The organism is Acidobacterium sp. FHG110202_01 (genome assembly GCF_059115305.1).
Genome location: NZ_JBZYWJ010000008.1, coordinates 213957 through 234951, shown reverse-complemented (window position 1 = coordinate 234951; position 20995 = coordinate 213957). Strand labels below are relative to the sequence as shown.

Below are 20995 nucleotides of genomic sequence, written 5' to 3'. Positions count from 1 at the left end.
GATTCTTCCTAAAAGTATATCGCGCGGAAACGTTACCAGATTCTGATGCCCTGCCCTGCTCATTGCCTATTCCGGAATCTTCTTACGCTGCATTGGTTCCTCCCTTTTGTACCGCTACGCTGATCTGGTTGATGGTGCGGTAGGCTGAAAGCGCTGCGCCCTCCTGCCAGCCGATAATGTGGCTCGTATGATCGCCGGCGAAGTACACGCGGCGATCAGGCTCGATGATGCGTTTGTACGTCTTCTCGTATTCGCTGCTGTAGCCGTGGATCCACGAACCATAGTTGAACGGAATCTCACCCCAGTTGATGTAGACAGGATTTTTCAGCTCCTTCGAATGGCCGGGATGCAGTTTTTCAATCGCGGCACGCGAAGCTTCGAGCTTGGCCTGCATATTGGGTAAGCGGCCAAAAGGCGTTCCGTTCTCGATGGAATACCCACCAACAATGACGCCCGTCTGTGAGAAGAATGACGCACTCGGATACCAGACAACATCGACTGTCTGCTGCAGGTAAGAGAGCCCGCCGTAAATCCTGTAGTCCTGCTCCCAGAAGCGACGCGACTCCCAGGCCACCTTGTAGCCGGAATCGTAGCTGCTGGCATCGATCAGCGCCTTTACATCCGAAGCAAAGTCGGCGTCGAGATGCTTGACCACGCTGAAGGGCATCGCGCAGATGCAGTAGTCGGCGCTGACAGTTTCTGATTTTCCTGTTTTGCTGTCGCGATAAGTGACTGTGACACCCGTTGGCGACTGGCGAATCTGCTTCACTTCCGCGCCATAGCGGATCACGCTGCCCAGGCGCTTCTCAAAGACTGCAGGGATGCGGTCCATGCCGCCGATGGGCTGAAACATGGTCGCCTGCCAGTCGATGACGTCTTCCGCCAGAAGGCCCTGCCACAAATCAGCATCAAGCAGGGCATGCATGGGCAGAGGGTCTTTCGGCTCCGGCCTTTCCGGTCCAGCTCCGGGATAGACCTTGAAGCCCGACCGCTCCGAGCCTTTATAAAGAAAGTCCGGAGCCAGATCGCCATACGCGCGGAGGAAGGTGAGCATGCGCTCTTTGTCATCCGCCGTGACTTCCTCGTCGAGTGCGCCCTTCTTGATACTCTTGGCCAACAGTTCGGAGACATGTCCGCGCGTATCGTTCACCATCTGGCGCTGCTCGACGGCGACTCCGCCGTTCATCATGTCGCATTGCAGCAGCGTGCCGCGCGAGGTGTTCACTTCCACTTCAAGAGGGATTTCGAATTCCCGGCAGTAGCCGAGCATGGTGGTGTGGATAGAGGGCAGGCGCGCCGGACCTGCGTTGAAATAATGGCCTTCTTCAAAAGTGCATGTCTGTTCGGTGCCGTCGGCAAAGTTGATCTTCGCACCGCGACGGATGCTCCAGTTACGCCCGCCAACGCGCTGCCGGGCTTCGAGCAGAGTACATCGGTATCCGACTTTGCCCAGCTCATACGCCGAGACGAGGCCGGCGATGCCGCCGCCTAGAATCACAACACGCGTGCCCTTCCCTTGCGCAGGATTGAGGGCCTGCGTATAGGCTTCGGGAGCAGGCAGCAGACCGAGCGATTGCATCATCATGAATGCGGCGCTGTATCCGCCCGCCTGGCCAACACGCATCAGGAAATCGCGCCGAGTCAATCCCATAAACTTCTCACTCCATATTCATTCGTGCGCGCAGAGACTATCCGGCACATTGCACCGGATAGTCTCTCGTAGAGTCTGCGCTGCGTGACAACACACAGCATGGATGTGCGGGCTTTGCAGTTAGAAGATGACCTTCAGAACAAGCTGCGTGTTGAACGGCTCACCCGCGCCGATGCCGGGAGCACCATTGTAGTCGCCGATCGTATCATTCAGCACGAAGTTATTCGAGATGGAAGATGGAGGAGCAAAATTCGTACGATTGAAAAGGTTGAACATCTCTGCGCGGAACTGCACCGTTACCCTCTCCTTGATGGCCGTGTTCTTGAAGACTGAAAGATCCACATCGCTGTATCCCGGTCCATAGAAGGCATTTCGGCGCAATGTGCCGAATGTTCCATTTGCGGGCTCAGCAAAAGCTGCAGGATTGATCCAGCTGGCATTCACCTTTTCCTGATGGAAACCTCCGATAGCATTTCCAATCAGGTTCGGCCGTTGCACAAACTCATCCGTTCCGGTGCTGTCCGAGCCGGTGGTGATGTTGAATGGCTGGCCGTCATGGAAATTCATCAGGCTGCTGAGCTCCCATCCATGAGTGAGGCCTTTCCAGCGGTTTCCTCCCGGAATGGCGTAAGTGACCTGGACGATGGCGGTATTGCGCGTGTCAAAGTCGCTGTTGCTGTAGTCGCACGCAAAACCCGCATTCGAGATCGGCCCGCAGCCAGGCCCGGTGGGAAGGCTGTTCTGCGGCAGAGCTCCGCGGTAAGCCGTCACCTCATCCAGGCTGTGGCTCCAGGTATAAGCAACCTGCGAGCTCAGCCCATGCCAGGAGTTGATGCGCAAAGTTGTTTGCAGAGAATTGTAGTTCGAAGTACCGATGCTCTGGATCTGGTTGATGTTGCCGTAGTGAATTGCATATGGCTGGATGTTTGGCGTGTTGTAGTAGGGCCGGGTCGTCTGATCCAGCCCATTCGCATTCAGAGCGGCCTGGTTGATATCGAGCAGCGACAGAAGATGATGGCCCGAGGAACCAACATAGCCGATGGTGAAGACAGCCTTCGGTCCGAGGCTCTGCTCAATATTCAGGTTGTAGTTGTAGTTGTAAGACGGCCGGAAGTTCTTATCGGCTGAAAACAATCCGAAGACTCCGCAGCTTGTATCTGTTGATGAAAGGCAATTGAGATTTCCCTGTGAAGAAGGGAAGAAATCAGTGCCCGAAACAAATTGCTTCGGTCCCTGCTCGACTGTAAATACAGGATTGTTGCCCGCCGGGTTTCCTTCCACTCCGTTCGGCGCCAGATTGCCTGGGCGGTTATCGAGAAATGGATTCAGGTTGTAGGCGTCGAAGTACATGCCGAACCCGCCGCGCACCACGGTGCTGGGCTTTACCTGATAGGAGAAGCCCAGGCGAGGACTGATATTCGTCCACGTCCGTTTAAAGAGATTGCTGATCTGGTCTCCCTGGAATGCTATGCCATTGCCGCCAATCTCAGGACGGAAGACGGAAAGATTCTTCCAGTCATTATGGAAGGGACCAATGTAGTCGTAACGCACGCCGTAGTTCACGTTAAATTTCGGCTTGAACTGCCATGCATCCTGCGCAAAGAGCGTGAATGTATTTACGAATACCTGGCGGTCAGGGTCGCCTTGCGTAATGGACGACGATTGCGAAAGTCCTGCAAGAAAATCGGCCAGCGCCGGAACTGCATCGTCGTTTCCGGTGTAATTCCAGCCGCCCTGTGAGCCATCAAAGGTAAAGACGCCCTGCGTATGGCGGTTATAGAACTCATCAAGCTGCGCCTGCCTGTATTCGCCTCCGAATTTGAACTGGTGCTTGCCGACTGTCCAGTTGAGATCATCGGTCAGGTGTCCTGTAATGTCATTGCGTCCCTGCGGCGGGGTAAGACCGATATCGTCAAAACCGCTGATTGATATATTGGGCGCCTGCGGATAAGGAGAATTCGTAATCAGACCTGTCTGGTTGATATCGAAATTTGTCTGGTAGTCGCTGAAGACCTGATTGAAATAATTCACGCCAGCCAATACCTGGTTCGTGATCGAAGGCGTGAAGACATGGTTGTACATGATGGCGTAGTTGAATACGTGAAGGGGAGCGATTTCGTAGTAAGGAAGCAACTGCGACCCGACCGGCGCCACCTGGTTACCCTGCCCGCCAAAGCCTCGCGCTGAGAGCGTGTTCTTCTCGTTGATGTTCCAGTCGACCTTTATCAGGCCGTTGTAGCTGTAGCCGAATTCAGGATCGGGGCTGTGATAGTTGTTCGCAGTTGCAGGGCCGGTCAAGGCATAAGCAGGCCAGTACATCTTCAGCAGGTTCTGTGAGACCGGATTGACCGGAACATTCTTTGCCGTCAGCAACTGCTGCGCTTCTGCTTGATAAGCAGCCGAAGGCTCCGTTCCGAGACCGGGCAGCCCGATCACAAACCGCTGATGCTCATAAGTCGCAAACCAGAAGAGCTTGTTCTTGATGAACGGCCCTCCCGCTGAGAACCCATAGTTATAGTTGCGAACCTTTTGCTTTTCGCCGGGAGTAAAGGGCGAGCCCGCGCCGAAAAACTCATTGCGGTTGTAGTAGTAAAGCGATCCGTGCAGGCCATTGGTGCCGGACTTGAGCGAGAGGTTTACGGTACCGCCAGGGTTGCGACCTGCTTCGGGTGCAGCCTGAGTCTGCGCGGAAAACTCCGCAACGGCATCGATCGGCAGCACAATGCCGGCGATTCCAGAAACACCGCCCTGGTTCACCGCCGGGATGTTATGCCAGAGATCGTTGTTGTCGACACCGTCAATCTGCCAGTTCATCTGGTTGGCGCGGGTGCCATTAAGCGAGCCATAACCGCCGCCTACATATCCGGCAAAGCCCGGCGTCAGGCCGATCATCTGCGTAAAGTCGCGCCCGTTCAGCGGCAGGTCCTGCACCGTCTTCTCATTCAGAACAGTTGTCTGCGTTGTTGTTGTAGTATCGAGCGCCAATGCGGCGGCGGAAACCTCGACTGTAGTCGCCTGCGATGCCACCGTCAGCTTGACCGGCAGCGTATAGATAGCGCCGGCCGCCACTTCCACGTTTCCTACTTTTATTGTCTGGAAGCCGCTGGCTGTGGCTGTCACGGTATAGACGCCGAGCGGAAGGTCCTGAAAGGCGAACTCGCCGCTGCTCGAGGTAACTGTGGTGTGTTGGACCTGGGTTGCGTCGGCAGTGGCCACAACCTGAGCCCCGGAAATTACTGAGCCTGACTGATCGGTGACGACACCGTTAATGCCTCCGCGGAACGTCTGGGCAAAGGCAGCTGACAGCATTCCTACTAATAGAACTGTAACTGTGACAAATTTGAATAGACTACGGCTTCCAGGGGATGACATAGCGACCTCCAAAAGTGAGTTTGTGAAAACTGTTCTTGTTTTCTTGGCGGGCTTATGACTCAACGATGGAACGAAATTTTGAGATATCGTTCGAGGAGCTTTCCTTGGGGTACCGCGAAGGGTGAAACGTCTGGCGGATAACTTCCATGCCCAAACTTAGTTTGGGGTATTCCACGTTTCAACTGGAAATTAGGGGTATTTATGAAATTCGCGCGGCGCAATAAATGACTTTTATTGATCTGCCGATTTCATGAGAGAGGTTTGATGGTCGCGCTCGGTGAGAAAACATCTGTTTGCTTAGAGAAAGAGCTATGCAAAATAACCGCAAATAAACTAGCGCAACAGTAGCAAATAAAATCCGCTTATTTAGTGCCGCTGCTAACTAACTCGTAAATAGAATGCGACACGCCGCTGGAATTCGGGTGTCGCCATTTTTCGGAATTGAATTAGCGGGTGCTAAGAATCAAACTTCTCGAATGCAGCCTGCGCCCTTGCTGCCACGGCCTCCGGGGTTTCATCCAGGGCATAGTGAATCTCGAGAACACCGGCAGGCGTCTGCGGCGCCGACTTCAATCCCTTGAGAGTCTCGTCCCAATCGATCGTGCCATCCCCGGGCCAGAGATGTTCATCGCGGTTGCCATTGTTGTCGTGCAGATGTGAGGAACGAACGTGCGCGCGCAGTTCACCGAGAACAGAGGAGACCCCATCGCCAATATGGGCATGCCCCACATCAAGACAAACGCCAATGTCGTTGAAGTGCCCGACACTCAGGATCTCTAAAATATTGTGCGGCTGCGTGACTTCATTCTGAATGTTCTCAACCAGCAGTTTCACACCCAGCGGATTCGCAAAAGCGCGCAGATGCTCAAGCGCCGTTAGAGAATTTTCCAGTGAGCGCGGGCTCCATGTGTCTTCACGTTCGCCGAGATGAAGCACCAGATACCGTAATGGAATCTGCTCGGCTACTTCCAATGCGCGCTTGATCTCATCCATCGCATCAACGCGGCGTGATTTTTCCGGATGAATCACATTCACGCCCGGCGATCCGCCGCGGCCCATCTCAAGATCAGAAAACATGGGCGCGTGCATGGAGAACGCCTCAATGGAATTCGCGCGGAACCAGTCGGCTATTTCGCGGACATGTGCGCGGCTGGTGTAATCAAAATGCTGGCGCGCGGCAAAAAGCTCAACGCCCTGCGCTCCGGCGCGGGCAAAGAGATCAAGAAAGCCAGGGTGCAGGCGGCTGCGCAGAAAGACGTGCGTCGAAATGACTTTAAGCATGGATATTGTGCGGTGGTTCCTGTGTCTATCTTCTCATTTTGTTTGAGCTTCTTTGCAACAAACCTTTTCCACGCAACGATCGGGGCAATGGCCCGATAACAGAACCGTGCGCCGACAAACCTTTACATTTTTCCCGCAACTATCCTTCACAAATGGCATTTGATGGATGTGGGCAGAGCGCGATGGTGCTCTGAACTCAATTGAGAATCGTTGAGGATGAACCTTATGAAAAAATTCGCTTTGCTTGGAATTTTGCTTTGCTCTCTGGCCGCTGTGCCCTCTTTTGCACAGTACGTGCGTGTAGCGCCGCCTCCCGTAGTCGTAGAGCGCCCCGGGCCGCCTCCCAGACCGGGCTATGTCTGGGTTCCCGGATATCACCGCTGGTATGGTGGACGCTACGTCTGGACCCATGGCTATTATGCGGCTCCTCCGCGTCCTGGAGCTGCCTGGATTCCCGGGCGCTGGGTACCGCGCGGCGGTGGCTGGTACTACATCCGCGGGCACTGGCGTTACTAACGTGAGCCATGAATAAAAGACAAGGCCCGGGGTTTCTGCCCCGGGCCTTGTCATCCAAGCTCATAAATCTCGAAATTCAGGTTATAAGCCAGCGGCAGAGTCGCCAGCTTCTCTTTCACTTCATCTTCTGAACCCGCTCTCACCGTAAGAAACCCGCGCCACACTTTCGCATCAGCAGGCGAAAATACATCCTCAAGAACAAATCCGGTGCGACGAAACTCTGCGATGCGCGCCTTTTCCTGCGGAATCCGCGCGCGGTATGCATCGTCTGGAGCCTGCTTCCTGCTGACAACAACCTTGAAGCGCTTCTTCGTGTCCGGCCCAAACTGAGGAAATTCAGCCAGCGGTGGAAGCTCGACCGGCGCCTCCTCGAAAATGCCTTGCAGCCTTGATTTCAACTGCTCCAGATACTGCGCGCGCTCTTCATCTGAAACTCGTGACGCGCTCCAGGCAATAAAAGGTTCCAGCGAGCGAAAGCCATTGAACCAGAAAACACCATGCTGGATGGGAGCAAGAACTGCGCTTAGCTGCGGATTCACCCCGCGCGCGCCATATGCAGCAGGACCACCGCCGGTTGTCATCAGCACCATGGCGCGCGCTTTGCGCTTTGATCCGAGGCCGCCTTCATAGAGCTTCGGTCCTCCATAGACGCGCCCCATGGGAAAGACGCGGTCCACCCAGCCTTTCAACACGCCGGGCATGCCGAACCACCACAGCGGGAAGGAGAAGATCACCAGGTCCGCGGCTTCGAGCTTACGAATCTCGGCTTCCACATCCGGAGCAAAGGTGTTGTGCTCTGTGGCGTAGAGTTCTTCCTGTTGTTGTTTGAAATAATTCGGATCTTTCACGCTGGTGAAATTCGCGCGGCCAGAAACAGGATTGAAACCCTCGGCATATAAGTCAGATACCGTTACCGCGTGGCCCAGCTGAGCGAGTGTTTCGGCGGCGGTGCGCGCCTGAGCTGAACAAAAACTCTGCGGCTCAGGATGTGCATGGACGATCAGAATGTTCAAGGGAATTCTCCTGTTTAGTGCTGGTTGGATGACTCACAGTTTCGCCGCGATTCGGGGTTCCTTCCTTTTTATCGAACATAAAAAAATTTAAGCTGCTCCGAAAACAGGCCCCACAAGCCCGCATCTTTTGACAATCTATAAGAATCGGATTGAAGATGGCCCTGAAGACCACAAAGCAGCCGCTGCGGAATGAAATCAACCTGCCTTCGGTGCTCTACGCCCTGGGCGATCCCGTACGGCTGGAGATCATTCGCCAGCTTGACGGCAACGAACGCGCATGCGGCACTTTCCTGCTCGATATGCCTAAATCATCGCTCTCGCATCACTTCCGCGTGCTGCGCGAGGCGGGCATTGTAGGCACGCGGCCTAATGGTACATCCCTGATCAACTGGCTGCGCATCGACGATCTTGAAGCGCTCTTCCCCGGCCTGCTGCCGAGCGTGCTCAATGGGATCCGGAAGAACGGGAAAAAAACGCGGAAGCAATGCCCCGTCGCAAAGTAAACCGGGTCTGGCTGGAATAAAATCCAACCATGAGCGGCGAAGTGTTTTCTCCCCAACAAGTGCAACAGTTTCGCCGCCTGCTTCTCGCCTGGTATGACGAACATGCCCGCGATCTTCCCTGGCGCCGTACGCGCGATCCATATGCCATCTGGGTTTCAGAGATCATGCTGCAGCAGACGCGCGTCAATGCGGTGCTCGATCACTATGCGCGCTTCATGGCGCGCTTTCCCCGCATCCAGAACCTGGCCGAAGCTGAGGAGCCGGATGTCCTCGCCATCTGGAGCGGCCTGGGCTACTATCGCCGCGCCCGCATGATGCACAAAGCGGCAAAGGTCATCGCTGCTGAGTTTGCAGGAAAGATGCCTGAGACTGCAGATGACCTGCGCAAGCTGCCTGGCATTGGCGAATATACTTCGGCGGCGATTGCCAGCATTGCCTTCGGCGAGCCTGTCGCTGTGGTCGACGGCAATGTCGAACGCGTCGTCATGCGTCTGGCCGGACTGCAGAGTGAGTCAAATGACAAACTCATTCGCAGCATTGCGCAGGCGCTGCTCAACCACGAGCGCCCCGGCGACGCCAACCAGGCCATGATGGAGCTGGGCGCGACCATCTGCCTTCCTAAGAACCCGCTGTGCCTCCAATGCCCTGTGCAAAAGCTATGCCGCACACAGGGCGAGCATCCCACCACAACACGCAAAGAGATGATTCGTAAGCGTGTCAGTTACGCATTCGTGCAGCGCGAAAAGCGCGGAGGCCGGATCGAAGTGCTGCTCGAGCAGCGCTCGCACGAGGCATCGCTGATGGCCGGCATGTGGGAACTGCCGCACTTGAGTGAAACCGAAGCGGATCAAGACCGCCTGCTCCTCACCGTGCGCCACTCCATCACAATTACGAACTATTCCGTGGATATTCTTGTGTTCACAGCCGACGAAACTCGCCTTCTGCCAAAAAGCAAAACACGCAGGTGGATCAAAGCCGGCGAGCTCGAAAGTCTGCCGCTCACGGGGCTGGCGCGCAAGGTGCTGAAGCGCCTGCGTCTGCTCCCCGCAGGAACGTCCCGCTCGTTCCCTGCCAAACAGGCCGCTTTCCCTGCGATAGACCGGCTCTTTCTGTAGCAAAATGGTTGTTACAGATTTCCTGCTGCTAATCGGTATTTCATTTGGAGCATGAATGATTCAACTACCCCGCCTGGCCTCCGCTTCTGCTGTCCTGTTTTTCTCTGCCGTCTCAGCTCTTTGCCAGACGCAGGTTCCTGCCGTCCCCGGAGTGCCCGAGGCCGCGCGCCAGGCCGCGGCAACCATCGATCCTGAAAAGATACGCGCGCATGTGCGCTTTCTCGCAAGCGATCTGCTTGAAGGACGGGGCCCCGGCCAGCGTGGAGCACAACTGGCTGCCGACTACATCGCCACGCAGTTCGCTCTAGATGGACTGAAGCCTGCGGGCGACAACGGAACCTACTTCCAGAAGGTTCCGCTTTACGCGGTGCACACGGTCGAAGACCAGACTACGGCCCAACTCGTCCCTGCCAGCGGCCAGCCCCTCTCGCTCGCCTACAGCACGGACTGGGTCGGCAAAGACCAGACCGGCTCGGAGTCAGCAGACATCGATGCGCCTATTGTGTTTGTCGGATATGGCATCGATGCTCCTGAGTACCACTGGAACGACTACGCCGGCGTTGACGTGAAAGGAAAAGTCCTGCTCGTGATCGTGAACGAGCCTCCGTCTGAGGATGAAAATTTCTTCAAAGGCAAGGCCATGACCTACTACGGTCGCTGGACTTACAAATATGAAGAAGCATCGCGCAAAGGCGCAGCAGGAGTGCTCATCATCCATCGCACCGACCTTGCGAGCTATCCGTGGCAGGTCGTGCGCGATTCGCAGGCCATAGAAAAATCCTATCTGCAGAGCGATCCGACAGCCACGCTCAAAGCCGCCAGCTGGATCCAGCACGACGTCGCGCAGAAGTTGCTCGCAGCCGCAGGCCAGCAAAGCGATGTGGACAGCCTGATCGATGCGGCAGGCAAGCCGGGCTTCCATCCCGTCGAGCTGCCGGTTCACTTCAAGGCGCATATAGCGAGCAAGGTCCGTCGCTATGAATCAGCCAACGTCGTCGCCGAGGTTCCCGGAGCACAGGCCGGCGCGGCTGTTCTCTATTCGGCGCACTACGATCACCTGGGCATCGATGCCAACGCAAAAGGCGACAACATCTATAACGGAGCCGCGGACAACGCCACAGGCTGCGGCATCCTGCTGGAGATGGCTCGCGCCTTCGCGCAGGCCAGGCCACCGCATCATGTCTACTTTGCATCGGTCACCGCGGAAGAACAGGGTCTGCTCGGCTCGCAATGGCTCGGCATGCATCCGCCCGTTCCCGCGTCGCAGATTGCTCTCGACCTGAACTACGACATGCTGAACCCGATCGGCGTTCCCACCGCTGCAGAAGTCGGCGGCGCAGAGCGCACGACCTTCTACCCGGAGGTCGAGAAGACCGCCAAGGCTTTCAACCTCACCATTGAGCCGGACCAGTTTCCCGGCGCCGGCCATTACTACCGCTCTGATCACTTCAGCCTTGCGCGCGTCGGCATTCCCGCTTTCTCCATCGGGCAGGGCACGCTTTTTGAAGGCCAGACGCCGGAGTGGGGCAAACAGCAGATGGAAGACTTCACCGCGCATCGCTATCATCAGCCCTCCGACGAGTACAAGCCCGATATGGACTTCCGCGGCAACGCCAAAATGGCTCAGTTCGGGTTCATTCTTGGATGGGAGGCCATGTCGAACTCAAAGCCGATTGGCTGGCAGCCCGGCGACGAGTTCGAGGCTGCACGCAGGAAAAGCAATTGATGTCAGGCCAGGCGAAGCGTCGTCTATTTATAGTGCTGCTCGTGCCTCTTGCGCTTGCTGCGCAGACCGTGAACGATCCTAAACTGCATCATCGCGGCGACCCCAATACTCTGGACCGCCCGATTGTAGTCAAGCATGGCCGGAGCAACTCCATCATCCCGGAAGACGCCTCGGGCGAGTACATGCTGGGCAAATCGGGCGAGCTCATCGAGATCACCCTGCAGTTCGGCGACCTGAGCGGATACATCTCCCGCCAGGGGGACGGCTACAGCGACGAAGGCACCCCGCTGACCTTCTTCTTCGAGCAGACGTCGCTTCAAAATCAAGAACTAAGCTTCACCACCCGCCAGGTGCACGGTGTCTGGTACTCCTTCAAAGGAACCATCCTGCGCGGCGCGGGTAAGACGCGCGATGACGACGGCTATTACGTGCTCATGGGAGACCTGATCGAGCACGATGCCGCCAATAAGACCGAGAACCGCCGCACGGTTGCCCTGAAGTCCGGCAGGCAGTTGGGATAAGGCATGCCCACCTCTCCCCTCCCCTGGGGGGGCGTTAAGTCTTTGAAAATACATGGTTTCTGTTTTTAATGCGGCAAAGTATTGAAAACAGGCAGGTTCCATGCAAAGTCCTGATTCCAGGCAATAGAAAACCCGCCGGATGCAGGCGGGTTTTCTGTCTATTTCTTCTCATATTCAGGATATCAGAGAGAGAGGAAATGCCAGGTCATTGAGAGTTTAAACAAATATCATTTAAAATCAATAATTTACAGCAAAAAATTACTTTGGGAACCCTTGACAAGGATATTGAGCAGGCCAGGCCAAAGAAGGACAGAAAAATCCCCAGGTTACCCTTCGACTTCGCTCAGGGGAAACCTGGGGCACCCGCATTTTGCCGCCCTATCAAAAACGAATCAGCTCATGTCAATTCAAAAAAGATATATCTAAAATATCTTGCATCAAGAGCTAATTTAGATATATCTTAAGTTATATCGAAGGAGTATTTTATGTTTAGAGATTTTTCAAATCCAGAAGATGAACGTTGCGGGCACCGGAAACACTTCCGCGGCGGGCGTCATGGCTTCTTCGGCGAAATGGGCGAATTCTGGGGCCGCCACGGCCACAGGTTCGGCAGTGATTTCGGCGGAAGGCTCTTTGACCACGGCGAGCTGCGCTACGTGATCCTGCAGATGATTTCCGAAAAGCCGAGCTATGGCTACGAAATCATCAAGGCCATCGGCGAGCGGCTCTCGGGAATCTATTCACCCAGCGCCGGCGTCGTTTATCCAACCCTCACTTTGCTTGAAGAAGAAGGCTTTGCCACCGTTACATCCACTGAAGGCGGAAAGAAACTCTACGCCATCACCGAAACCGGAAAGCAGGAACTGAAGGCGAAGAAGCCGCTCGTCGACGCTATCTTCCATCGCATCGACCAGGTCGGCACTGCATTCGGACGCGGACGCTCGCCGCAGATCATGCGCGCCATGCACAATTTCAAGCTCGCTCTCAAACTGCGCTTCGCTCAGGGAGAGCTCACCAAGGAACAGGTAGCCAAAATTGCGGAGATCATCGATGCAGCCGCAAAACAGATTGAATCCATCTGAAAATGATGCTCTGCAGGACCGTGTGCGCGAGCTCGAAATGAAGAGCTCGAATCTTGAGGTGCTCGTAGTCGAACTGTTAGACAAGAACGAGCGCCTGCGCCGCGAGCTCGCAAAGCATGAAGAAAAACTACATACCTAATATAGTGAGGCAGAGATTCTTTGCATAATTTAGGCATGTACGTTCTTACCAAATTGAAGAAAAGCAGGTCCTTCCCCTTCCTCTTCGCTTCACTCTGAGTCAGGGTCAGGATGACAGCATTTATTTAGCGAATTAAAACACACCATACTTAGAAACCGCTCTTAATGGTCTGAAACAACATGCGCGTCTTTCAGCGCCTGCCGTTCTGCATCAATCGCAGTGGTATGGAGCTCCATGACGCGGTGCATAGCAGCATCGGCTTCCTGCGGATGCCCCTCAGACCGCAGCGCCCTGGCCAGCAGATAGAATGCTCCTGAATCATCGGGATTCATATCTGCGGCCCGGCGCAACAGCGTCACCGCCTGATCTGTGTGCTTGAGCTGAAGCTCAGCCTTCCCCATATAGAAATAGGCCGCCCATGAATCAGGCGTCATGCTCTGCGCTTTTTGAAGATACGCAAGCCCTTCCTGATAACGCTCCGTCTGCACCAGCAGCGCGCCCAGATAGTAGATGGCGCTCGCATCCTGCGGATCATCCACGATGGCCTGCTTCAGTTGTTTCTCTGCTTCTACATTTTCCTGGAGGGTGATGCAGACCTTACCCAGCTCGCGGTGGGCTTCGGGAAATGCAGGATTGGCCGCAAGCACTGACTGAAAGGCGGCCTTTGCTTCGGGCAGATTTCTTGCCTCGGCATATGCCTTTCCCATGAGAAAGCCGGCCTGCGCCGGAGTCGCTCCACTTGAAAAGAGTTTCGTGAAAACTTCCTGCGCTGCCTGTGACTGCCCCGCGCGCGAATAGGCGATTCCCAACAGATAGAGCGCGGCGGAGTCCGGCTCATCGGTATCGGTCAGCGGCTTCAGCAGACGAATGCCTTCGTCCGCGTGATCGCTGAAGGCAAGGCAGGTAGCTAAGAGCATCGTTGCCTGGTGATTCGATGGATCACGATCATGCAGCTGCCTGAAGTACGGCGCAGCATGCACATAATCTTCCTGCTTCATGTAGGCGAGGCCAAGATTGAGCTGCGCTTCCTTCAACTGCGGATCGAAGCGCAGAACCTGCTTGTAGGCATCGATTGCTTCGGTATAGCGGTGCGTTCTTGAATACAGCACGCCCAGATTTGCAAGCGCGCTCACATTATGCGGATCGAGCTCGAGTACTTTGCGAAGGCCGGCCTCTGCCTCCGAATACTGGCCCGAACTCAACGCCTGCATGGCAGACTCGAAGATCTGCCTCGCCTTGTCCGCATCAGCAGAGAGTGTCGTGTGTGCAGAAAGCAGCAAAGCGACGGCCAGGATTGAAAGCGAAAGCTTCATCGAGACTCATCCAGCATAAGCCTGGCCAGCAAGGAAAATCAGAAGTAGATCTTCCCTCCGATCTGCAACTGCCGGGGATCGCGCGCCGAAGTGATCTGTCCTGAAGCGCCTGCATTCGCGCCGGAGAAAGGCGTTCCCGGCGTCGGCGCCGACAAGCTGTTGTTCACCGTTCCCCACTGCGTGTGATTGAAGACGTTGTATGCCTCAAACCGCAGCTGGAAGCGCATGTTCTCCGTAAAGATGAAGTTCTTGAAGAGCGACATGTTCCAGTTATTGACGCCTGGTCCGTAAATCGTATTGCGGCGGAAATTACCGAAGCTGCCATTGGCCGGTGAAGCGAAGACCGCAGGGTTATACCACTGCGGAAATTGTCCCGCAGGAACGTCGTGACTATGAGACGTCTTGATGGTGCCGCCAAGATAGTCGGGACGGATGTGACCGAACCCGCCATTGCCAAGATTGCCGCTCGAACTCAGGTCGCAGGCATCGTTCGTAGGGCTGTTGTTCGCAAGGCACGGAGAGCCTCCCCAGAACTGCGTGACTCCGGAAAATTCCCAGCCTCCGGCAGTAAGCTGCACCAGCTTGTTCGAGCCTTTGAAGTCGGGAAAGTTGTAAACATACTGGAAGTTGAAAACATTCCGGCGGTCGAAGCCTGCCGGCGCATAGAAGCGATGGAGCTGTGTGTAATCAGGAAAAACATCCGCGTCAAAGTCGACGTCATCGAGATCGATCGCTTTGGCCCAGGTATAGTCAGCGTTGAACGTAAGCTTGTCGCTGAACCTGCGCGAGACTTTCACCTGCAGTCCGTTGTAAGAGCTGCTGCCGCCGAATTTGTTGTAGCGGATGGATGTGTATCCCCTGTAAGGCAGGATCGCCGCCGTCACATTGTTGACCGTCGAGAGAACATTTGTGCTCGTGGTGTAGCCCAGCGGCAGCTGCTCCAGCTCCTGGTTGTACATCTGATGGCGGCTCACATTGCCGACGTAGCTGATGTCAAAGACCATCTTGTTTGGCAGCTCCTGTTGAAGGCCCAGGTTGTAGCCATAGGTCGTAGGAATCTGGCCCTCGCGATCCGATGACAGGACACCGCTTGCGGGCGTCAGAGGCGCTCCGTTCACCAGCGACGGAGAGATGTCGCCGATATTGCCGCCGTAGATTGTCGGAGAGTAGACCAGAGGAGGATTGCTGAGGCCTCCGAAATTAAACACATTCTGCTCGTAGCGTTCATAAAAGACGCCTGCTCCGCCGCGCAGCGCTGTTTTGCCGTTGCCAAATACGTCATAGGCAAAACCGAGACGAGGACCGAAATTATTCCATCGGTACTTCAATCCGCCCTTTGGCAGACCGTTAGTTCCCTCTCGCACCATGCCGTTATACGGATCACCCGAGTTGGAAATAATGGAACCCTGTGTAGGCACCTGTCCCGGAATATTGGGCGCAGTGTTGATCGAGACCGCATTTGCCGGGTTGTAGAAGTTCGGCTCGAAGTAGTACTGGTGATAGGGCGAGACCGTGTATGTGGGACCGATGAACTCATAACGCACGCCATAGTCGAGCGTCAGCCTCGGCGTTGCCTTCCAGCTGTCCTGGATGTAGCCCTCATACTGGAAGAAGTGGAAGTGGCCGAACGCAAAGATGTTCGTCTGACTGACGGTTGTGTAGTTCCCCATAAGCGTATTGGCCAGGCCAGAGTTGCTGTTATTGGGATTTTCATTGCTTGCGCCGAAGCTGATCGCGGGATTCTCCTGCCATGTTCCTTCCTGACCATTCTCGTTCAGATCGGCAAAGAGCCCGAACTTGAGCACATGGTTTCCCCATATCTTGGTCACATCATCGGTCGCGACTACTGTATTGCCTGTTGAAGTCCATCCGGAAGGAAATTCCGAGACGTTGATGTAGCCGTCGCCTGTATTGATGTTCGGTGCAAGATTGTGCGTATTCGTAGACGGATAAATGTCGCTGAAATTGAAGCCGACCTGAGTCTTGTCGTATGTGTCCGTGGGCGTGCCCGGAACAATGTCGACGACCTGCGTCAGATGCAGCCAGCCGACCGTCGCTTCATTCGTCAGAGTAGGCGAGATTACGTTTACCAGGCTCCACGCATAGCTCTTGCCCGGCTTTTTGCGGTACTGCGGCAGCACGGGAAAGCTGTTGCCGGAGAAGATGCCGAAGCCCTGGCTTTCCTGCTGACGGTCGTCGACATAACGGAAGAAGGCGTTGGCCTTCGGTCCGAAGTTGTAGTCGACGCGTGCTACATACTGGTTCTTGTAGAAGGTGTATGTGTCCTGAAAGTTGATCTGCTGCTCGTCGCCGAATCCATTGTTGAAAGTCGGATGGTCGAACGTCCCGCGATAGCCCGGCGTGAAGTATTTGATCATGGCCGCGTACTGGCTGCTGAACTGCGAGGCTGGAATGATGTTGCCTTGGAAAGGCGTGCCTGTTTGAATCTCGCCAAACGAGTTGTACCTGATCGATCCCGGCACGAAGACCTGTCCATTCTGAACGAGGTTTCCGCTGGTGTCATGGATGGGCGTGCAGGTGGAAGTTCCGCTGAAGTCGCACATGTTGCCAGAACGATAGACAGGTGAGAGGTCCGCCTCTCCGTTAGGCGTGCCGATGCCGAGCATTTTCGGCTGCGGCATGGTGTAGTACGTGCCGCCATTGGGCCGGCTGGCGCGCGTCCCTTCATAGTTAAAGAAGAAGAAGGCCTTCTTGTTGCTTCTGGGCGAGATCTTCGGGATGGGAATATATCCGCCGATGTTGCCGCCGAACTGGTTGAACCTCAAGACCGCGCGAGGCGAACCGGAATGATTGCTGAACCAGTCATTCGCGTCGAAGACCGTGTTGCGGTCGAATTCATACAGCGTGCCGTGGAAGCGCTGGCCTCCGCTCTTGGTATTCACCAGAATCATCACGCCGGGACTGCGGCCATATTCGGCGTTGAAGTTGCCGGTGAGGGTCTTGAACTCTCCCACTGCATCGATGCTCAGGTTGGTGTATTCGCCGTCGTTGGCGCCCACGTCGGTGTTGATCACGCCATCGAGAAAGAAGTTATTCGCCGTGCCGCGCATTCCATTCACGTAGAAGTCATCGGTCTGGTTAAACACCAGCCGGAATTGCGACTGATTGTTTGTGACCACCCCAGGCAATGTCGTCATCAGCGATTCAAAATCTCGCCCGTTTAAAGGTTGTTCGACGACCTGGCGCTGGTCGATCACGGCGGAATTGTTGGAAGTCGCTACATCGATCAATGGCGTGGCTGTACTCACTGTCACCGTCTGCGAAGCCTGGCCTATGGTCAGCTGCAGCTGGCCCAGGCCGAGATTCTGCTCCTGGTCGAGCACGATGCCGCTGCGGTCCAGCTCCTTCATTCCCGGAGCAGTTACTTTGATCGTGTAAGTAGCGGGAGGAATATTCAGAGCGCGAAATGTACCGCCTGCATCCGTCGTCGCATTGCGCGTGAGGTCGCCTGTCGCCTGGTTTACGATCTGCACCTGAGCTCCAGGGATGGCGGCACCTGAAGGATCGATGACCGTGCCGGTAATCTGGCCTGTCTGCGCATGGAGTTGCGTCGGGGCGAGGAGCAGCAGTGGGAACAAAAGAAGAAGAATACGGGATTTCAGGATGCGGCGGCAGCCGCGTAATACAGAAGTGCCTCTCATAAACGTCTCTCCACAAAAGCTGTCAGTCCGTGCAGGTTTCAGGAGCGCCAGAAAAGGAACAAGCCTGCGCTTTTTACGTTCGAGTACACACTGATATCGTTACCCAAAATGGCACGAAGATAAGGAATTCAGCAGAGTGCTGTCAAGCCCTTATCCGTGAAAGAAAATTTTCATGTGAGCTGATGGATACTTACACCGGCTACTGATAAACCGTTTGATTGGCTCCCGTGCAGGGGTCTATAAGTATTCTTTGCCCGGAACTGAAATGATCTCAGCCTGCCCAGGAAGCAAAATGACTGCACTCCATCGCATCTTTGTCGCATCCGTGCTGCTCGCATTGACTGCTATTCCGCATGCACAGGAAACTCCTCCACCCTCTCCGAAAGCTGACATGATCGATTACCTGCCCGCCGGCAAGGCCGCCTACCAGCGCTTCGCAACTGAGACCGAGAATATGCTTCACCAGGATGTCCTCAACGTCTGGTATCCGCGCTCAATTGACAATGTCCACGGCGGTTTTCATGCCGATTTCGCCCGCGACTGGAGCCCGCTTCCCAGCCGTGGCAAGTTCTCCGTCTTTCAGGGACGTATGACCTGGGTCGCAGCGCAGATCGTGCTCCGCCGCCCGGAGCTGCGCAAACAGTACCTGCCCTATGTGCGCCACGGCGCCGACTATCTTGCGAATGTGATGTGGGACAAGCAGGATGGCGGCTTTTTCTGGGGGCTTGCAGATGATGGCTCCATCTCACCCACCTTCACCGACCACAAACATCTCTACGGCATCAGCTTCTGCATTTACGCTCTGGCCGCTGCATACCAGGTCACGCATGACGCTCGTGATCTTGAGTTAGCGCAGCGCGCTTTCCGCTGGGCTGACGAACATGCGCACGACACAAAAAACGGCGGCTACTTCGAGTGGCTTACGCGGGACGGCACGCCGCTTCAGGCTGAGCCTTATGCCGCCACTGTCGAAACGGTTGTGACGGGCGGCTTTCCCGTCGGCTACAAGTCAATGAACACGCACATCCATCTGCTTGAAGCTTTTACGGAACTGATTCGCGTATGGCCTGACGCAACGCTGCACTCCCGCATTGCCGAACTTCAGCATTTAGTACGTGACGTCATCACGGTGCAGCCCGGAGCTATGAATCTTTTCTTCACCAACGCATGGCAGGCCGTGCCGGAATACGATTCCTACGGCCACGATGTCGAAGCCACCTACCTCATCGATGAGGCTGGCAAAGCGCTCAACGAAACAGGTGCGGAACGAGAGCGTACGGAGAAGACAGGCCGCATGCTGATGGATCACGCGTTTGCTTATGGCTGGGATGATGCGCATGGAGGCCTTTACCATTCCGGCCCCTTCAACGGCAAACCGCATGACTTTCTCAAAGAGTGGTGGGTACAGATGGAAGCGTTGAACACGACGCTGCTGCTGCATGAGCGCTATGGGCGCACCACCGATGTTTACTGGAAGGCGTTTCAGCTGCAGTGGCACTGGATCCAGCAGTACCAGCTCGATAGAGAACTCCACGGCGAGTATGAGCTCATCAAGCCGGACGGCACGCCGGTCTCAACTGAAAAAGGCAGGATGTGGAAAGCCGCCTATCACGAGGCGCGGGCGCTCATGAATGTGAATGAGCGCCTCCAGCGTCTTGCTGCCTCTGCTAACTGAATTTCGCGTCGTCCCAGGACTGCTTCTCGTCCCACATGGGCGTCGGCTCAAAGTATCCGGTGCCCGGCTTCAGATGACGCTTCACTTCGTCATCGTTCAGCGTAATGCCCAGCCCCGGCGCATCCGGAACCTTGATGTAGCCCTTGTTGATGATGGGCTTCTCAATTCCCGTCACCAGGTCCTGCCAGAACGGCACATCGAGCGAGTGGTTCTCAAGCGCAAGAAAATTACGCGTCGCCGCCGCGCAGTGGACATTCGCCATGCAGCCGACAGGCGTGCCCGCAAAATGCATAGCCATGGGAACCCCATAGCGGAAAGCCATGTCGCCGATTTTGTGCGTGCGCAGGATTCCGCCCGAGGTCTCAAGATCGGGATGGATCTTATCTACTGCATGGTTCTGGCAAAGCGTCTCAAAATCGGTGAACTCGTAGATGTCTTCGCCAGTAAGTGTTGGCGTGGGGCTCGCTTCGGTAATCTGCTTCCACAGGTCGGTGTAATACCAGGGAATCAGGTCCTCCATCCATTCGAGATTGAACTTCTCATATGCCTTGCCCAGGCGGATCGCCGATTTCACGCCAACATGCCCAAGATGGTCCATGGACAGCGGCATGTCGTAGCCGATCGCCTCGCGAACCGCAGCCACATACTCGCTCAGGCGGTCGATGCCCTTATCTGTAACTTCGGTTGCTACAAATGGGTGCGGCTGGCTGTGCAGCTCCCATTGGCTGAGGCCCGAGGGCTGCATCACCGTGTTGGGAATGCCTTCGAGCGTATCGATGCCGAGGTCCATCTTCATCCAGGTGAGCCCCATGGCCTTGCGTTCCTTGGCGCGCCGTCCGTATTCCTGCGGGTCCTTGGACTCGGTTGTGTCGGCATAAATGCGGACCGCATCGCGCCACTTGCCTCCGAGCATCTGATACACGGGACAGTTGTAGACTTTGCCGGCAATGTCCCAGAGCGCCATCTCCACCGCGCTCACGCCGCCGCCTTGCCGCGAAACTCCGCCAAACTGCGCGATCTTTTCAAAGAGATAATCGACGTTCAGAGGATTTTCTCCGAGAATGCGGCTCTTCAGCACCATCGCGTACTGCGGGCCGGCAATGTCCCGCACTTCGCCCAGCCCATACACGCCCTGATTGGTGTCGATGCGAATAATTACGCAGGGACTCGGACCCGGCTTTACCACTACGCAGTACCGCATGTCCGTGATCTTCAGTGTCGATGGACTGGAGTTGAGATTCACGTTCTTGACCGGGCTCTCGGCTTCAGCCTTCTTGAACGACTGGCCTGCGAGCCCGCCGGCCAGCAGCATTGCAGAAGACTTCATCATGTCGCGGCGATTGAACTTCGATCCATTGCGACGGAACATTTCTATTCTCCTTTCAGGCAATCCTGCAGCACTTTCCGCATTCAACTACCATGTCGT

At 55.6% G+C, this 20995-nt stretch carries 15 protein-coding genes; 8 read left to right on the top strand and 7 right to left on the bottom strand.

Going from position 1 to position 20995, the window contains the following annotated elements; translation table 11 throughout:
* Positions 1–82 precede the first annotated feature (82 nt).
* From AC5S16_RS17665 to AC5S16_RS17655, 3 genes are all read right to left on the bottom strand, one after another.
* Positions 83–1651: a flavin monoamine oxidase family protein gene (locus AC5S16_RS17665; protein WP_493931424.1), complete on the bottom strand. Its 1569-nt coding sequence runs from the start codon at positions 1649–1651 to the stop codon at positions 83–85.
* Positions 1652–1771: 120 nt separating this feature from the next.
* Positions 1772–4960 carry a TonB-dependent receptor gene (locus AC5S16_RS17660; RefSeq protein ID WP_493931423.1) on the bottom strand — a complete coding sequence of 1063 codons (3189 nt, stop codon included), beginning with the start codon at positions 4958–4960 and terminating at the stop codon, positions 1772–1774.
* 519 nt (positions 4961–5479) lie between these two features.
* Positions 5480–6304 (bottom strand): sugar phosphate isomerase/epimerase family protein, encoded by an 825-nt coding sequence (locus AC5S16_RS17655; RefSeq protein WP_493931422.1) that lies wholly within the window; start codon positions 6302–6304, stop codon positions 5480–5482.
* 225 nt (positions 6305–6529) lie between these two features.
* Between AC5S16_RS17655 and AC5S16_RS17650 the strand changes: the two genes are divergently transcribed.
* Positions 6530–6820 (top strand): YXWGXW repeat-containing protein, encoded by a 291-nt coding sequence (locus tag AC5S16_RS17650; protein WP_493931421.1) that lies wholly within the window; start codon positions 6530–6532, stop codon positions 6818–6820.
* A 50-nt stretch (positions 6821–6870) separates the two neighbouring features.
* Here the strand turns inward: AC5S16_RS17650 and AC5S16_RS17645 are convergent, their stop codons facing one another.
* Complete coding sequence (locus AC5S16_RS17645; RefSeq protein ID WP_493931420.1) at positions 6871–7833, bottom strand: NAD(P)H-dependent oxidoreductase; 963 nt, start codon at positions 7831–7833, stop codon at positions 6871–6873.
* 155 nt (positions 7834–7988) lie between these two features.
* Here AC5S16_RS17645 and AC5S16_RS17640 point away from each other — a divergent pair, with 155 nt between their 5' ends.
* From AC5S16_RS17640 to AC5S16_RS17615, 6 genes are all read left to right on the top strand, one after another.
* A complete protein-coding gene (locus AC5S16_RS17640) occupies positions 7989–8336 on the top strand; it encodes an ArsR/SmtB family transcription factor (protein ID WP_493931419.1) in 348 nt (115 codons plus the stop codon).
* Between the two features lie 29 nt (positions 8337–8365).
* Positions 8366–9451 carry an A/G-specific adenine glycosylase gene (gene mutY, locus AC5S16_RS17635; protein ID WP_493931418.1) on the top strand — a complete coding sequence of 362 codons (1086 nt, stop codon included), beginning with the start codon at positions 8366–8368 and terminating at the stop codon, positions 9449–9451.
* A 55-nt stretch (positions 9452–9506) separates the two neighbouring features.
* Positions 9507–11177, top strand: coding sequence for a M28 family peptidase (locus AC5S16_RS17630; protein ID WP_493931417.1), 1671 nt, complete (start codon positions 9507–9509; stop codon positions 11175–11177).
* Positions 11174–11698 (top strand): hypothetical protein, encoded by a 525-nt coding sequence (locus AC5S16_RS17625; RefSeq protein ID WP_493931416.1) that lies wholly within the window; start codon positions 11174–11176, stop codon positions 11696–11698. The genes AC5S16_RS17630 and AC5S16_RS17625 overlap by 4 nt, the downstream gene beginning before the upstream one ends.
* 485 nt (positions 11699–12183) lie before the next feature.
* Positions 12184–12780 (top strand): PadR family transcriptional regulator, encoded by a 597-nt coding sequence (locus AC5S16_RS17620; protein WP_493931415.1) that lies wholly within the window; start codon positions 12184–12186, stop codon positions 12778–12780.
* A complete protein-coding gene (locus tag AC5S16_RS17615; protein ID WP_493931414.1) occupies positions 12767–12919 on the top strand; it encodes a hypothetical protein in 153 nt (50 codons plus the stop codon). Before AC5S16_RS17620 ends, AC5S16_RS17615 begins: the two co-directional genes overlap by 14 nt.
* A gap of 161 nt (positions 12920–13080) precedes the next feature.
* Here the strand turns inward: AC5S16_RS17615 and AC5S16_RS17610 are convergent, their stop codons facing one another.
* Entirely contained in the window at positions 13081–14232 is a 1152-nt protein-coding gene (locus AC5S16_RS17610; RefSeq protein ID WP_493931413.1) for a tetratricopeptide repeat protein, read from the bottom strand.
* Positions 14233–14270: 38 nt separating this feature from the next.
* On the bottom strand, positions 14271–17894 hold the full coding sequence (locus AC5S16_RS17605) for a carboxypeptidase-like regulatory domain-containing protein (protein ID WP_493931412.1): 3624 nt from the start codon (positions 17892–17894) through the stop codon (positions 14271–14273).
* A gap of 292 nt (positions 17895–18186) precedes the next feature.
* Here AC5S16_RS17605 and AC5S16_RS17600 point away from each other — a divergent pair, with 292 nt between their 5' ends.
* The gene (locus tag AC5S16_RS17600; protein ID WP_493931411.1) at positions 18187–19569 is read left to right on the top strand and encodes an AGE family epimerase/isomerase; all 1383 of its coding nucleotides are present in this window, start codon (positions 18187–18189) and stop codon (positions 19567–19569) included.
* Here AC5S16_RS17600 and AC5S16_RS17595 read toward each other — a convergent pair.
* Positions 19562–20938 carry a mandelate racemase/muconate lactonizing enzyme family protein gene (locus tag AC5S16_RS17595; RefSeq protein ID WP_493931410.1) on the bottom strand — a complete coding sequence of 459 codons (1377 nt, stop codon included), beginning with the start codon at positions 20936–20938 and terminating at the stop codon, positions 19562–19564. The two genes, AC5S16_RS17600 and AC5S16_RS17595, sit on opposite strands and share 8 nt — an antisense overlap.
* Between the last annotated feature and the right edge of the window lie 57 nt (positions 20939–20995).